Here is a 16081-nt window from a genome sequence, read left to right as displayed (position 1 = left end):
TTGTTATCAAAAGAGTTAACCGTTAAACATATACCATTTACCGCTATGCTGTCTCCCAATTTTATATCATCCAAAACCTTATTGCATGAAATAGAAATAGAACTCATTGATCCTGATTTTATGACTCGTTCGATTCTGCCAATTTCTTCAATTATTCCAGTGAACATTATCTCTCCTCGTCTTCCTAAGGAATCAATTCCCAATGTATATTATCGTTTAACATTTCGATTTTTGAGTTTTTCATTTTGATGGCATCATCCATTGCTTCAATGTTCAGATTTTGCATAAAGGGAATTCCATCATTACCGATTATTTTGGGTGCTTGGAATATTTGAAATTTATTAATCAGTCCGGCACTGAGAAAAGACGAATAAATTTCACTACCACCTTCTAAAAGTAAGCTTGTGATCTTCATCCTGCCCAGTTCAATTAAAAGCTCTTTAAGATCTAACTCGTTACCTTTTCCTGAAACTGGAATTAACTTAATATTATTTCGGGAAAAATCATATATTATCTTATTATTAGTTTTTGATCTGTGACAAACAATAAGTAAAGGTTTTGAGATTGATTTTTTGTAGATATTCATTTTCGTTAACAGGTCGAAATGAATATCCAAATTTGGCATTAAAACTATTTTCTGCGGACCTTCCGATTCTTCCTCCAATCTTACATTGAGTCTTGGATCATCTTTCAAGAGTGTGTTCTTCCCAATGATGACTGAATCTACATGAGAACGCAATTCATGAACTTTTCTTCTTGATAGTTCATTTGATATCCATTTGGAATCTCCATTTTTTGTGGCGATTTTTCCATCCAGAGAAATTGCTGCTTTGGCTATAACAAACGGTCTCTTTGTATGTATATAATTAAAGAAAACTTCATTTTGCTCTTTAACTTCTTGTCCACAAAGTCCAACTTCCACTTGGATTCCAGCTTCCTGAAGTTGCTGAATTCCTTTTCCAGAAACCAGTGGATTGGGATCAAGAGTTGCTACAATAACTTTGCTAATGCCTGTTTCTATGATTTTTTTTGTGCAGGGAGGAGTTTTTCCGTAATGGCAGCAAGGTTCCAAAGTAACGTATAAAGTAGCTCCTAGTGAGTTTTTTCCCGCTTCTTCTAAAGCATAAACTTCGGCATGATGTCCTCCAGTAAACTGATGAGCTCCTGTTCCAACAATTTTATCAGCTTTTACTACAACAGCTCCAACTAGCGGATTGGGACTGGTTTTGCCACGAAATTCTTCTGCCAGCTGCAAAGCTAACTTCATATATTTCAATTAACAACTCCAATGGAGCATAAGGTTTTGGGGAGAGAATTTCCGATGAATAGACAAAAAAAAATACCCCGTTCATCGGGGCTTACAGAAAAGTGGTTTTGTTCACTTTTCCCTATCTTCTCTCATCCAGACTGTACTGTCGGTTTCGGAATTTCACCGAATCAATCTCGAAGCTCTTAACTCAACGTTCCTTTTGAGTCAATTCCATCGGGATTCACGGACTTTCACCGTCGGTCGGGAATTTATACCCTGCCCCGAAGATAGATTTGATGCTGTCTCACTAAAACTATTCAACATCTGTTTGCAGAAAAATCAGCTGTCTTTTTTGGTCAAGAGAAAGTTTTTTAACAAGTAAATATGATTCCAGCTTTCCTTTGTCACCTTTCCCCCATCGAAATCACCGAATACATCTACAATTTCAAATCCGCAAAGATTAAACAATTTTTCCATTTCCTTGCGATTATAACCTTTAAGTGAGATTTCATTTGTAAATTCGTGCTTATTACCTGTTTTATCAATTTCAACATATTTATCTTTCCAGTGTTTAATTCGATTCTTTCGATCAATTTGATAGGAAGAGAACATGGTTATTCTGGAATTATTGGGTGGATAATCTGCGATTAAAGCGATCTCATTTTCGGTGGTTTCAGGTCCTTCCAAAATATGAGGATTGATATCGATTCCCAGAACCCCATCGTTCGCAAGATGTCTTTTGATCGCATTCAAACATTGGAACTGATCTTCCTGAGTAAGAAGTTGTTGGAATGACGAATAGCTGATGAAGGCAAACTTAAACTTTCTATCAATTTGGAAATTTCTCATATCTGCCAGAACGATTTGAACGTTATCCAATTTCTTCTTTTCCAGGATAGTCAGCATTTCGGCAGAATTATCCAAAGCAATTATTTGAAATTCCACCGCTGCCAATTCCTGCGTGATTCTGCCGCTGCCACAACATATTTCCAGGATCTGCCCACCATAAATGGCTGCCAGATTTTTCCACAATTTTATATCGTGTTTCTGCCGAGTACAGATCATCTCAAATTCCCAATCATAAATATCTGAATACTGAATTTTTTTCATGAACTTCTGATAAGTATTTGCCCAAACAGGTCAATTCTTATTTACAAAAAAATAGCTTCATTCTATTTGGAAAGTAATTGTAAGATGAATTTCGAGTAGAAATGAGGGAATATGAAATTGGAAAATCTTGATCACTATTTTGAAAAATTAAAATTTTCGACCAACAGTTATCACAATCTGATGCACAATAAGATCAATCACATCCTTCTTGTAAGTACATATTACGATGCCTTTATATTTGAGGAAGACGGTATTTTATCGGAGCAGTTTTTCGGCGAATTTGATCAACTGAGTTTAGGAAATATTCCACGCATCACCAGCGTTCCCACCGGAATTGAAGCACTCAAGATGTTGGATCAAAATGAATTTGACCTGGTTATCACTATGAGGCGAATTGGAGAAATATCTCCTTTTGAGATGTCGGAAAAAATTAAAAAGAATTATCAGGATATACCCGTTTTATTGCTGTTGAACATGGAATCCGATATCGAATATCTGAATCGCCATTCCGAAAAAATGGAATGCATCGATGATGTCTTTTTGTGGAATGGAGACAGCAAGATTTTCCTGGCTATGATAAAACATGTGGAAGATCGGATGAACGTGGACAGAGACACAAAAGACGGACTGGTAAATGTGATTCTTCTGGTAGAAGATTCCGTGCGCTATTATTCGCGTTTCCTGCCGATTTTATATACAGAGATCATGAATCAAACCCAAAGATTGATCTCAGCCGAATTGAGTATCGTGAATAAACGTCGCAGAATGCGGGTTCGACCGAAAGTTCTTCTCGTTCACAATTATGAAGATGCTGTTGAAATTATTGAACGTTATCGCGATGAATTGATCTGCGTTATTTCTGATGTGAAATATCCCAAAAATGGGGATATAGATGAACTTGCCGGAATGAAATTGATGCAGAAAATAAAACAGGAAAATCTCGATATTGCTTTAATGCTGCAATCTTCGGAAGTAGATAACACTCTTCAAGCAGTAGAATTCGGGGCAAATTTCCTTCATAAAAACTCTGAAACACTGCTGTTGGATCTAAGAAAATTTATCCTGCAAAATCTTGGATTTGGTGATTTGATATTTAAAAATAATAAAAATGAAGAAGTTGCACGGGCTTCCAACATGCTGGAATTTGAAGCACTGTTGCCCAAAATTCCTGCTGATTCAATACTGTACCATGCCAAAAGAAATAATTTCTCTGCCTGGCTTATTGCTCACGGTGAAATAAAAGCTGCCAGAAAATTAAAACCGATGCAGGTGGAATCTTTCGAAGACCCGGAAGAACTTCGTGAATTCTTATTTTCCACTTTTAAAGAATTACGTTTAGCCAAAAATAAAGGTAAAGTGATAGAATTTGATAGCTCTACCATCGATCCGGAAGGACAGATAATTCGTCTTTGTGAAGGTTCATTGGGAGGTAAGGGTCGCGGTCTGGCTTTCTTAAATTCGCTGATCCATGCTACAGAAATGGATAACTGGTATGAAAATATTACGATTAGAACGCCCAAAACTTTCATCATTGGAACCAACGAATTCGATGCTTTCATGGAGAAGAATAAAATTAAGAAAGCTATACTAAATCTTAATTTCGATCGCAATAAAATGCTGAATAACTGGCATGATAAAGATGATGCAGTATCTGCTCTGCAGAAGATCAATGCTTCTGATGTGATGATCGAAAATGTGTTCTTGAAAGGAGAACTTTCCTGGAAATTGCAGATCAAACTGAAACAACTTCTTCGAGCAGCAAAATATCCATTAGCAGTACGCTCATCTGGATTGCTGGAAGATTCCCAATCGCAACCATTTGCGGGTGTTTATAATACTTACATGCTCACCAATAGTGATGAATCTCTGGATGTTCGCCTGAAAAAACTGATGGATGCTATCAAAAAAGTTTTTGCATCTATCTATTTGAAAGATGCCCGACAATATATCAGGAACATAAATTATAAAGTAGAAGAAGAAAAAATGGCTGTAATAATTCAAAATATTGTTGGCTCCAACTTTGAAGGCTTGCACTATCCACATATTTCCGGTGTAGCTCAATCATACAATTATTATCCTACTTCCTACCTGAAAAGTTCCGATGGAATTGCAACATTTGCCATTGGTCTGGGAAAGTCGGTGGTTGATGGAGAAAGCGTTTATCTTTTCAGTCCCCGCCATCCCAAATTGGAAATACTTCCAATGGAGAAAATGATCCGCAACAATCAGAAGAAGCTTTATGCTGTAAATTTGAATGCTGATGATGAAAATTGCGAGGATGAGATAGTTCAGGTAAAACTGCGAGATTTAAGAGATAATGGCAGTTTGGAGCATTTGGTTTCTGTGTGGGATCATGAAAATAATTCTTTGAAAGTCGGGCTTCATAATAAAGGTCCGCTCATTGTTAATTTCCCGAACATTCTAAAACACGGATATTTTCCGTTGGGAGAAATTTTATCAAATGTTCTGGAAATCTGCAAAAAAGCGATGGGAGTGCCTGTCGAGATCGAATTTGCCGTCAAATTGAGTAAGGATCTGAAAAAAGAAAATCATATTTTTTATCTTCTGCAGATTCGACCAATGAAAATTCAAACTGAATCTGTGCAGATCGATCCTGAAAAATATGATAAAAATGAGTTACTGCTTTTCAGTGAACATGCCATGGGAAACGGAGTTATTGAAAATATCCAAAACGTTGTGGTTTTCGATCAGGAAAAGTTTGATAACACAAAAACTGAGATCATGCAGCAGGAGATCGAAGCAATAAACGAGACATTAAAAAATGAGAATAAGCCATATCTGCTGATCGGTCCGGGCAGGTGGGGATCGCGAGATCGTTTTCTGGGAATTCCGGTGATGTGGAGTCAGATCTCAAATGCCAAAGCTATTGTAGAAGTTGGAATTGAAGGATTTAATGTCGATGCTTCGCAGGGAACTCACTTCTTCCACAACTTAATGTCGATGAATGTTGGCTATTTCAGTGTTCCATTTGCTTCCAAAAATGATTTTCTAGATTTGGACTGGTTGATGTGTAGAAATAAGAAAATTTCCGGTGATTTCTTTCATCACATGGAATTTGATAAACCGCTTGAAATCAAGATAGATGGGAAAAATGGAATTGCAGTGATTGTGAAACCTTAAGAAAATAAACCTCATCCTCTACCCTTCTCCTATCCATGAGAAGGGAGTCTTCTCTTTCCCAAAGTCTCTTTGGGAACGAAATAGAGAAAACCCAGTTTCGAGAAAAAACCTTGCGAAGCTCAATCTCCACAAGAAGTTTTAAAAGCTTCGCAAGGTTTGAATTTTCTATTTCATTTCTTCAATTCTATCTGTAATAAGTTTCTGAATTTCTTCCAACCTTTCTTCAGTTTCTGCTTCAAAACGCAGCACCAGAACCGGCGTAGTGTTGGAAGCACGACAAAGTCCCCAACCGTCTTTAAAAGTGATTCTCATACCGTCGATATCGTTCACATCATAACCTTCTTTTATAAACGAATCACGCACTCGTGCCACATGTTCAAATTTGCCGTCATCGGTACTGGGATATTTGATCTCCGGTGTGTTGTACATTTTGGGTTGATCTGCCAGAAATTGGCTTACGGGCATATCGGTTTTACTCATGATTTCCACGAATCTGGCACAAACATAAATGGCATCATCAAAGCCCAGATAGCGATCTTTCAGGAAAATATGTCCGCTCATTTCTCCGCTCATTTTCAAACCTTCTCTCTGCATTTTACTTTTGATATTGGCATGTCCTGTTTTGTACATGATGGGAATTCCACCATGTTTCTTTATATCATCGAAGAAATTCTTGGAGCATTTCACATCACCGATCACTTTTTCTCCAGGATTATCTTTCAGGAAATCACGCGCAATTATATTCAATATCTGATCTCCATACAGCATTTTACCTTTTTCATCGATCACTCCAATCCTGTCGGCATCGCCATCCAAACCGAGACCAGCTTCATATTCGCCAGTTTTCATAATATCAATTAGGTCGGTCATATACTTTTCTATGGTAGGATCGGGATGGTGATTGGGAAAAGTTCCATCTGGTTCGCAGTATATTTCTTTAACTTCGCAGCCCAAACGACGCAGGATTTCCGGCAAATACGGCCCTCCGGCTCCATTTCCACCATCTACGACTACTTTTACAGATCGTTCGAGTTTTATGTTATCTACAATATAATCCTTGTAAGACTCATCCATTTCATCGTTATAAGCAAGTTTCCCTTCCCCACTTTCAAAATCTTCGCTCTGGATAAGTTTCAAAATTTCCTGGATCTGCTCTCCATAAACACTTTGCAAGCCCTGATTCATTTTTATGCCGTTATATTCAGCCGGATTGTGGCTGGCAGTTATCATTATGCCACCATCGGTTTTCAATTTCCAGATTGAATAATACAAAACCGGCGTAGCACAAATTCCGATATCTGTAACATCAATGCCGACTTCCCGCATTCCTTTGATGAAATTTTCTTTGAAAGCTGGTGTGCTGAGACGCATATCGCCGCCTATGGAAACAGTTTTTCCACCTAAACGGCGTAAATAGGTTCCATAACCTTTTCCTATTAGATAAAGTGTTTCATTTGAAAGGTCTTTATCTACAACTCCACGGATATCGTATTGTCTAAAAATACTTGGATTTACCATTATCGTTTCTCCTTATTCGTTTTTTTGTCCCCCTTACTAAGGGGGAATTTAAAGGGGGTTCAACACATATTAGATTTTTTTTTGAGAAACCCCACTGAATCTGCATTTGAGTGCAGATTCTTCTCCCCTTCCAAAGGGGAGCTTTGTTTTGTATGTAAAATAAAATTATATTATTATATTTGTTAGTTTAGTTAGTTGTTAATTATTTCCACAACTTCCGGCAAAATCTTCCTGAAAGCTCTTCCCCGATGACTTATCTTCTCTTTTTCCTGCTGACTCATTTCACCAAACGTCTTTCCTGTTTCTGTAGCTCTAAAGATCGCATCGTAGCCGAAGCCACCTGTTCCAATTTCTTCATTTGTTATTTCGCCGTCAACTTTTCCTTCGGCAGTTGCAATGATTCCTTTGGGAGATGCAAAAGCAACAACAGTTCTGAACTGCGCTTTACGATTGGTTTTACCTGTCATTTCGCGCAGCATTTTAACTCGATTATCTTTGTATGTACAATTTTCTCCAGCATATCTGGCAGCATAAACCCCAGGTGCTCCACCAAGCGCATCCACAAAAAGTCCGGTATCATCTGCTAAAGCATTTAACCCTGAAAAAGCAGCGCATTCTTCTGCTTTTTTGATCGCATTTCCTTCTATCGTATCACGATCTTCGATCACATCCGGCATGCCGGGAATATCGAAAGCAGAGATTATCGCAACATCCAGATCTTTTAAGATCTCCTTTATCTCGATTATTTTATCTTTGTTACGCGTGGCGATGAGTAGTTTCATTACTTCCTGTCCAATTTTCCTAAAATCTTCTTTATTCTGGAAAGTATATTTTTACTCAAAATATCTTCAGCAGCAGCAGTTGTTTTTTTCATTAACTTTAGCACATCCTGTTTTCCACTCCAGTTATCCAATAAAACCTGAGGATCAAGATCATTCAGGATCATATTCAAACCGAAAACTACCAGCACAACATCATCTACATAACCGATAACAGGAATAAAATCGGGAATCAGATCGATTGGAGACATTACGTAGGCAATGATGCCGCCAACCAAAACTTTCTGTGAAGTCTTAACTCGTTTATCAACCGTAAGCCGGCAAAGCAGAATGAAAAAATCTGGCAAAGCCAGAACATATTCCAATACTTTACTGCCTTTTACTCCAGTTTTGCGGTTTGTGAAACCGGAAATTTTTTCACGCAATTTTTCGTAAAATTTCAGTTTTCTTTCTGTTATTTTTTCTTTTCCTGAATTATTTACAATTTCAGTTTTTTTTTTATTTCCCATTTTTACCTCCAAATTCTTAATAAAAAAATCATGGATATCTGTAAAGTGTAATATGAATATCTTCTTGTACATCAGCTCCTGGAATAAACATAGTAATTGTAGCTGTAGTAGTTCCCGGGATGTTTCCTGCAGGTGGAGGACATTCATATATGTAAAAAGTCCACTCTTTGGCTACTTGACCAAAAGAATTTGGTGCAACTCCAGTTAATTCCGTAAATGCATTGTTATCCTCATCAGTTCCCATATCAACAGGATGACCGTGAGTTCCAGAAAAATAAATCTGTTGATTATTTATCGAATTATTCTGTTCATCAGTTATTAATACAGTAAAATTTGTTGTTAAACTGTCTTCCACTGTATTGGGTGTCCAAACTATCGGGTCGCCAGTGGCGACTATATCAATAACTCCAAATTGGAGCGGAACGTTCATAGAAAAAGTTTCTTCAAAATAACCGGTTGATAGTGCAACTTCGCAATGAACCAGCAAACTATCATTTGTATGTGAGCCTTCATAATTCAAATATGTATATGCAACGCCTGCCGTGGAATCACCATTTGCATTTTCATTTCCAATGTAAGCTGCTGCACCAATTACAGCCCAATCCGGATCTATTCCGGAATTTTGAGCATCTTCCAGAGAAAACCAGACTGCTGTTCCATAATCATAGGGATTTCCATATTCATCATTTATGATAGCAGCGACTTCGATCTGCCAAACACCTGCGCCCATGTTTTGTCCGGAATTGATACCTCTGTGAGATAGTTCTATATTTTCAGGAATTCCAGAATGCACAATAATATTAGATCTGATAGTGTTTATCCAATTATTTTGCACATTAACCGCAGAAATCTCTATTGCAGCAGTTCCGGCTTGAGAACCGGCATTCAAAGTAACAGCTACTAAACCATCGTTGGAAAGAACTGAAAGCGAATCTCCTACACCAAAAACCTGATTGTTAATATTCATACCATCAGGGCAAACCAAATATTTAAACCAGACTTCATAATCTCTATCTACTATTTCACCATTAGAATCCAGGAGTTCTACTACAAATGATATGGGTTCATTATATGCGAAATGCAGCTGCCCGGTAAAAATTGGCTGAATTACATACAGATCCCGAAAAAAGAAATCGATATCATCTTCAATATATTCAGAATAAGTTTCTCCTATAAAGGCTGAAACCCGATATGTATAATTGTCGATTATATCCAAATTTTCATCATAGAAATAGTGAATATTCGGCGGCAAAATATGATAATTTTCTTCCCAATCATTATCTCCGATCTTCCTTTCGATTCTGAAACCTTCTTCCTGTGAACTGTTGTCCTGCCAACTTAAGCTAATTGATTCAGGGCTGACTTGTGTTAACACCAGGTTGGAAGGAGCGTTCAAGCTATCAATATCTCTGAAGTCAATAGTTTCAACTATTTGATCCGTAAAATCATCAGCATCGTAAGCGCATAAACGATAGAAATAAGTGTCAAATATAGTTAACTGAGAATCGATGATTGAAACAGTGTTTGCAGGGAGATTTCGATAATTTTCTTCCCATTCATTATTTCCGATTTTGCGATCTATTCTAAAACCATTTTCGTCATCACTGTTGTCTTGCCAATCCAATAAAATACTTTGGATATTAAGTTGAGTTAAAATAAGATCGGAAGGCGCTTCTAAAGGCTCATCAGGGTCATTGGGATTTTCTGCACAGGATATAAATAATAAAATAATAAAACTAATGAAGATAATTCTTCTCATTTTTTACTCCTTCCTCCCCGACTGGAAAGTACTAAATCAAAGTATTCACTTTCGCACAAAAAATGCGGAAGTATTAACTTACTTCCGCATCAAATTTAATAGTTTTTTTTCTGTCAAATAATCTTTATTTTTCTGTTTTTACATTTCTGCCATTCACAACCGGACTTGAAGTCGGAATGAAATCAGTGCCATCAGAAACAAGAACATCATCGATCATTAAGAAGAAAGCATCTGCGGAAACACACTGAATAGCCAGATAAACCTGCTGTCCATCATAATCGGAAAGATCGAAACTGAAATTCGTCCAGGCTGTGGGAGCTTCCAGATAAGGACCATCGGAAATTATCGTGAAATCAGAAGGATCAGTTCCAGTTGTAGAAACACAAACATTGAATCTTTCTAATCCCCATTCATCTGTATAAGATTTTGCCATGAAAGAAAGAATGTTACCATTTCCTAAAGAGATTTGAGGTGTAATGAGCCAATCGTCATTCTGATAAGTGGGAGAAGCGGAAGAGAAACAAGCTGCATATTTATCGCCGTTGTAAGGATCGGCATCGGTAACGGGCGGAACAGTTTCAGCTGGATTGAAGATGATAAAAGCCTGCGGATCATATGCATTCGGCCAGGCAGTACCTGTCATTCCATAAGTATTTGCACCATCTACGTCTACATTTGTCCACGGTGAAAAGTCGATTGCAAAATCGTCATAGTTTTCAAATCCATCCTGGAAAATTCCTGCTGATTCTTCTACAGTTATATAGTTTTCTTTAATTTCTGTGTGCTGAAAAATTCCATCATAAACCGTTAAACCAACAGTGTAAGTTCCAGCTTCGGTGTATTGTACGGTTGGATTTTGTTCTGAAGATGATTCTCCGTTGCCAAAATCCCATTCCCAGGAAATCACATTCCCGGTAGAAAGATCAGAGAAATTTACAGTTAAAGTTGCAAAGCCAGAAGTTACATCAGCTTCAAAATCTGCCATTAATGGATTAGACTGGGTTGAGATCATAACTTCATTGGAAGTGCTCGATTGAAAATCGCCAACAAATGCGCTAACTTTGTAATAATAAATGTTTTCAGCCTGCACATCGCTATCCACGTAAATTGCAATATTAGCAGCAGTGGTTGCAATTACCTGATATTCTTCCGTATTCTTTTTTCTTTCTATTACAAAGCCTTCTTCCCCATCGGAATTATCGGTCCATTCCAGTAAAATATCATTGGAATAGGTTGCTGTTAAATTCGTTGGAGCTGGAAAATCAATGGCAGTATTTGCTTCTGCCGGAAGTGAGGTGTCATCACCTTCGTAAGAATAAACTTTGTAGTAAACCATTTCCCAGTTTTCTCTGCTCACGGAAATATCATCCAGATATGTATCCGTGTTTTCATCAAGATCAGCGATTTCCTGCCAGGCTTCATTGTCAAATTTACGTTCAATTTTATAACCGTCTTCCTTTTTACTGTTTTCACTCCAGTTCAAAACAAACTCTGTAAGATCTTGCTGAGTGATCGTGAAATCAGTGGGTTGATTAAGCTTGGGATCGGAAGAGGTGCTGTCGAAGCAGCTGGACAACAATAACGAGATCATTGCGATCAATACTACTAAATGGGACTTTTTCATAATTTTTTCTCCTGATTTTTTTTGGTAAATATAAAAAACAAAATGCGGGAGTTCTCTCCCGCATATATTTATTTCAATCCATCCAGAAGTTCACGAGTTTTGATAACTTTTGTTTCGATCTCAGTAAACTTCTCTTTTTCTTTTTCGACAATCTTTTCAGGAGCATTTTCCAGGAATTTCTTATTTTTCAGTTTTCCGGAAATGCCCTTCAATTCTTTTTCCAGTTTTTCCAGCTGTTTTTCCAGTTTGGAACGTTCTGCATCAAGATCGATCAAACCTTCCAAAGGTAGATAAATCTCAATATTTTGAACAACAGCTGCGATAGATGATTTCGGTTTGGAAAGATCAACTGCGATATCCATATCAGTAATCTTGGCAAGTTTGGCAAAATAACTCTGATAATCATTCAAGAGCTTTATCTGATCTTCTGATGCAACTTTGATGGAAATGCCAACTTCCTTGCCCGGAGCAAGGTTTACCTGCTTCCTGAGATTTCGAATAGCTGTGATAGTTTCCTGAATGAATTCCATGTTTTTGTCGATATTCTCATCGATCATTGCTTGATTTGCTTTCGGGAAATCTGCAACGATAATACTCTCACTTTTCAGCGGGAAAAATTCTCTGATTCCCTGCCAGATCTCTTCTGCGATGAATGGCATAAATGGCTGCAGTAAACGCATGGAAGTTTGGAAAACATCCAGCAAAATGTATTTTGCAGTAAGCTGTCCTTCCTTATCTTGTTCATTATAAATTCTATCTTTGGAAAGCTCCAGATACCAGCTGCAAAATTCCTTCCAGATGAAATCCATCAAAAGTGAAGCTGCATCGTTCATACGCAAGTTTTCCAATTGCTCTGTGATCTCTTTTGTAACCTGGTTCAATCGGCTGTAAATCCACTTGTCTGCTAACTCAAGTTTTAATCCTTCTACTCCGCTCAGGATGACAGATTCAGGTATTTTATCGATCTTTTCTACGTTCATCATCATGAAGCGATAAGCATTCCAGATCTTATTGGCAAAATTCCTGCCGGTCTCAAGAATTGATTCGGAATAATAACTATCTTGTCCTTTTGGTGTATTGAAGATAATGCTGAAACGTAAAGCATCTGCCCCATATTCTTCAATTATATGGATTGGATCGGGAGAATTTCCCAGAGATTTACTCATTTTTCTGCCCTGTTCATCCAGTACCATTCCATGCAGCAGAACAGTATCGAAAGGAATTTTATTCTGAAATTCCAGCGTACTCATTATCATTCTGGCAACCCAGAGATAAATAATTCCGGGAGCTGTTATCAACAGATTTGTGGGAAGGAAATAATCTAATTCTTCCGTGTGTTTGGGCCAACCCATCGTGCTGAAAGGCCACAGCCAGCTGCTGAACCAGGTATCAAGTACATCTTCATCCTGACGGAATTTCTCATGTCCGCAATCCGGACATTTATCCGGCATGTCTTTGGCTACAATCATCTTTCCACAGCTGAGACAATAATAAGCCGGAATGCGATGACCCCACCAGATCTGACGGGAAATACACCAGTCACGAACATTTTCCATCCAATGATAATAAACTTTGGTCCAGCGTTCTGGTTGAAGTTTTATTCTGCCATCTTTTACAGCTTCAATAGCTGGAGCTGCCAATGGTTTCATTTTAACGAACCACTGATCGGAAAGATACGGTTCGATCACTGTATCACAGCGATAACACTGCCCAACCGAATGATCGTGATCTTCGATCTTTTCCAGCAGATCCTGTTCTTTTAGCATTTTTACGATTTTTTTTCTACACTCAAATCTATTTAAACCTGTAAATTCTTTTCCAGCTTCTTCGTTCATTATTCCATGTTCATCCATCACGATGATCTGTTCCAAATTGTGACGAATTCCAACTTCATAATCGTTGGGATCGTGCGCTGGAGTTATTTTCACAAATCCGCTGCCAAAATCTTTATCTACATATTCATCTGCAATTACCGGAATTTCACGATCAGTTAAAGGCAATTTAACCATCTTCCCAACCAGTTGTTTATAACGTTTATCGTCTGGATGAACAGCAACAGCTGTATCGCCCAACATTGTTTCGGGACGCGTAGTTGCAACAGTAAGATATTCAATCTTCTGTTCTCCTTCTACTCCGCTCAGGAAGACAGGTTCTACAAATGGATATTTTATGTGCCACATGTGGCCTTTATCATCTTCATAATCAACTTCATCGTTTGCCAGCGCAGTAACGCAGCGCGGACACCAATTTATTATGCGCTTTCCTTTGTAGATCAAACCTTTTTTATAGAGACTGATAAAAACTTCCTTAACTGCATCGGAAAGGCCTTCATCCATGGTGAAACGCTGTTTCGTCCAATCGCAGGAACAACCAAGCTGCTTCAGCTGCTCGATGATGCGTCCGCCCTTTTCTTCTTTCCATTTCCAAACGCGTTCAACCAGCTCTTCCCTGCCGATATCGTGGCGTGTTTTACCTTCTTTTGCCAGTTCTTTTTCAACCATATTCTGCGTAGCAATTCCAGCATGATCGACTCCCGGAATCCACAACGTAGGAATTCCAGTCATTCGTTTGTAACGTATCATAACATCTTGCAAAGTGTTATTCAAAACGTGACCCATGTGCAAAATACCAGTTACGTTTGGTGGTGGAATTAAAATCGTGTATGGTTTTTTATTCTTATCAATTTCCGGTGTGAATAATCCATTATCCAACCAGTATTTATACCACTTTTTCTCAATTTTCTGTGGTTCGTAAGTTTTATTTATTTCCATTTTTATTTCCTTTTTAGCCACTAAGAACACCAAATTCCACGAAGATTTGGTTTCTTGTTTTATTTGCCACTAAGAACACCAAGTTTCATTAAGAAATGTGTTCTCATTTATCATATTTTATTCAATTTTATTTCGATTATAACATAAAAGTTATGTTAGAATATATCGTTTCCATTCCAGTTTTCCCCTACTTCTAAAATTGATCAATACACCAACTTTCATGCCAGTAGCTTTTAGATAATTGATTATCTGAGCTACTTCAACTTTGGTAAGTTTGGGAATACATTTGAATTCAACAATAATCTTATCATATCCAACATAATCAGCAACAAACTCTTTATCGAGTTTTGTTCCTTTAAAATGAATCGGGATTTTTTTTTGAGTTTCAAATGGAATTTTTCTTTTTTGGGAAACAATTTCCATTGCTTCTTTATAAACTGATTCCAAATAACCATTTCCCAATTCCTTATGCACTTCTATTGCAGCTCCCACAATTTCATAAACTTCTTCTTTATACAACAATTCAGTATCAAAGCTTAGTGGTTTTTCGTGACCTTCGCGGCTTATCCTCATTGCTTGTTGCAGAAAAAATTTATGCGATGGGAAGCAAATATCGGGCAGATCATCCCAATCCACATAACGCGCTTCGGCAGCGTCATCACCGGCACGAAGCTCACCTTCCTTCACTTTCATCAGAAAGCCAAAAGAAATTACTTTTTCATAGATGGGAGAATGATCGGTATAATAACCTAAAAACTTTTCTACTTCACCAATCAGACCGGTTTCTTCCTGCATTTCTTCTGCGGCACATTCTTCGGGAGTTTGATCGATCTCGACATAGCCACTGGGAAGTGCCCAGCCGCCGGCATTCGGCTCAAATTTTCGTTTGATGACAACCACCTTATTTTGATCATTAATAATAACACAGGCAGAAGCAGGAATGGGATTTTTGTAAAATGTGAATCCACAATTGGAACATTTAAGACGCAGTTTTTTCTCGTGATCGTCCTGCAGCTGCAGTTTGGAACCGCACTGCTGACAAAAGTTTATGTTCTCATAAGATTCAGATTTTATACTCATTTCACCATCCAATTTTTTATCGGTTTCAAATTCTGGAGTATGTTTTGAATGTCAAATGATTTGTACTAAATGGATTCTGGAAATTCCTTTGTGGAGCTCACTCTCAACTCCAATTTTCATAACGAAGTATCTTCAAATAAAAAAATATATAATTATCATCCCAGATCTGGAATGTGAAAGTATTTTCATTTGAGATTTTCTATCAAAGCGAGCTTAACTATTCTGAATAATAAAAAATAAACCTGCTGAAGCTTTGTAAACGACTCTGAATAAAATAATTAAAAAAAACCATTTGACACCTGCCGTTTAAACATCAGATTCGGAAAATAAATTTTCTCGGGAGATAAAAAATGATAGAGAAAATCGGGATGAATTGTTTTTTAGTTATTCACGATAATTCTACCCCCCCATTTATTTTTATTAAAATATTACATTGCAGTATATTATAAACATGATTATTCTCTACAACTCGATAAAAAACACAATTTACTATCACGAACAGGAAACTGGAAATTGCCCTGAGGATCTCTGTGATCTGTTT

At 37.6% G+C, this 16081-nt stretch carries 11 protein-coding genes and 1 riboswitch; of the genes, 1 reads left to right on the top strand and 10 read right to left on the bottom strand.

The annotated features are described in order from the left end of the window. From K9N40_10380 to K9N40_10370, 3 genes are all read right to left on the bottom strand, one after another. Positions 1–167 (bottom strand): riboflavin synthase (locus K9N40_10380; GenBank protein ID MCF7814873.1); only part of this gene is annotated, 167 nt, incomplete at its 3' end. Positions 168–184: 17 nt separating this feature from the next. Then, entirely contained in the window at positions 185–1276 is a 1092-nt protein-coding gene (ribD, locus tag K9N40_10375) for a bifunctional diaminohydroxyphosphoribosylaminopyrimidine deaminase/5-amino-6-(5-phosphoribosylamino)uracil reductase RibD (GenBank protein MCF7814872.1), read from the bottom strand. 110 nt (positions 1277–1386) lie between these two features. Beyond that, positions 1387–1542, bottom strand: a riboswitch (FMN riboswitch). Between the two features lie 46 nt (positions 1543–1588). Continuing rightward, positions 1589–2359 (bottom strand): class I SAM-dependent methyltransferase, encoded by a 771-nt coding sequence (locus K9N40_10370; protein ID MCF7814871.1) that lies wholly within the window; start codon positions 2357–2359, stop codon positions 1589–1591. 111 nt (positions 2360–2470) lie between these two features. On the opposite strand from K9N40_10370, the gene K9N40_10365 reads away from it, so the two are divergent. Beyond that, positions 2471–5500: a hypothetical protein gene (locus tag K9N40_10365; GenBank protein ID MCF7814870.1), complete on the top strand. Its 3030-nt coding sequence runs from the start codon at positions 2471–2473 to the stop codon at positions 5498–5500. Between the two features lie 165 nt (positions 5501–5665). On the opposite strand, the gene K9N40_10360 is transcribed toward K9N40_10365, so the two are convergent. The 7 genes from K9N40_10360 to K9N40_10330 all read right to left on the bottom strand — a co-directional run bounded on the left by K9N40_10360 (position 5666) and on the right by K9N40_10330 (position 15540). After that, entirely contained in the window at positions 5666–7018 is a 1353-nt protein-coding gene (locus K9N40_10360) for a phosphomannomutase/phosphoglucomutase (GenBank protein ID MCF7814869.1), read from the bottom strand. A 191-nt stretch (positions 7019–7209) separates the two neighbouring features. Further along, positions 7210–7800 carry an RdgB/HAM1 family non-canonical purine NTP pyrophosphatase gene (rdgB, locus tag K9N40_10355; GenBank protein ID MCF7814868.1) on the bottom strand — a complete coding sequence of 197 codons (591 nt, stop codon included), beginning with the start codon at positions 7798–7800 and terminating at the stop codon, positions 7210–7212. After that, on the bottom strand, positions 7800–8306 hold the full coding sequence (locus K9N40_10350) for a DUF1232 domain-containing protein (protein ID MCF7814867.1): 507 nt from the start codon (positions 8304–8306) through the stop codon (positions 7800–7802). The genes rdgB and K9N40_10350 overlap by 1 nt, the downstream gene beginning before the upstream one ends. A gap of 28 nt (positions 8307–8334) precedes the next feature. Beyond that, the gene (locus tag K9N40_10345) at positions 8335–10065 is read right to left on the bottom strand and encodes a fibronectin type III domain-containing protein (GenBank protein MCF7814866.1); all 1731 of its coding nucleotides are present in this window, start codon (positions 10063–10065) and stop codon (positions 8335–8337) included. Between the two features lie 124 nt (positions 10066–10189). Next, positions 10190–11689, bottom strand: a complete 1500-nt coding sequence (locus K9N40_10340; protein ID MCF7814865.1) for a choice-of-anchor J domain-containing protein — start codon at positions 11687–11689, stop codon at positions 10190–10192. Between the two features lie 68 nt (positions 11690–11757). Next, positions 11758–14460, bottom strand: a complete 2703-nt coding sequence (locus K9N40_10335; protein ID MCF7814864.1) for a valine--tRNA ligase — start codon at positions 14458–14460, stop codon at positions 11758–11760. A gap of 150 nt (positions 14461–14610) precedes the next feature. Beyond that, positions 14611–15540 (bottom strand): GxxExxY protein, encoded by a 930-nt coding sequence (locus K9N40_10330; GenBank protein ID MCF7814863.1) that lies wholly within the window; start codon positions 15538–15540, stop codon positions 14611–14613. Positions 15541–16081: the final 541 nt, after the last annotated feature.

This window comes from Candidatus Cloacimonadota bacterium, from assembly GCA_021734245.1.
Taxonomy (GTDB): domain Bacteria; phylum Cloacimonadota; class Cloacimonadia; order Cloacimonadales; family TCS61; genus B137-G9.
This window is presented reverse-complemented; position numbering and strand designations above follow the sequence as displayed.

Coding starts and splice junctions, on each gene's coding strand:
- K9N40_10340 (MCF7814865.1), bottom strand. CDS start 11,689: ATGAAAAAGTCCCATTTAGTAGTATTGATCGCAATGATCTCGTTATTG.
- K9N40_10360 (MCF7814869.1), bottom strand. CDS start 7,018: ATGGTAAATCCAAGTATTTTTAGACAATACGATATCCGTGGAGTTGTA.
- K9N40_10365 (MCF7814870.1), top strand. CDS start 2,471: ATGAAATTGGAAAATCTTGATCACTATTTTGAAAAATTAAAATTTTCG.
- rdgB (MCF7814868.1), bottom strand. CDS start 7,800: ATGAAACTACTCATCGCCACGCGTAACAAAGATAAAATAATCGAGATA.
- K9N40_10330 (MCF7814863.1), bottom strand. CDS start 15,540: ATGAGTATAAAATCTGAATCTTATGAGAACATAAACTTTTGTCAGCAG.
- K9N40_10350 (MCF7814867.1), bottom strand. CDS start 8,306: ATGGGAAATAAAAAAAAAACTGAAATTGTAAATAATTCAGGAAAAGAA.
- K9N40_10370 (MCF7814871.1), bottom strand. CDS start 2,359: ATGAAAAAAATTCAGTATTCAGATATTTATGATTGGGAATTTGAGATG.
- K9N40_10335 (MCF7814864.1), bottom strand. CDS start 14,460: ATGGAAATAAATAAAACTTACGAACCACAGAAAATTGAGAAAAAGTGG.
- K9N40_10345 (MCF7814866.1), bottom strand. CDS start 10,065: ATGAGAAGAATTATCTTCATTAGTTTTATTATTTTATTATTTATATCC.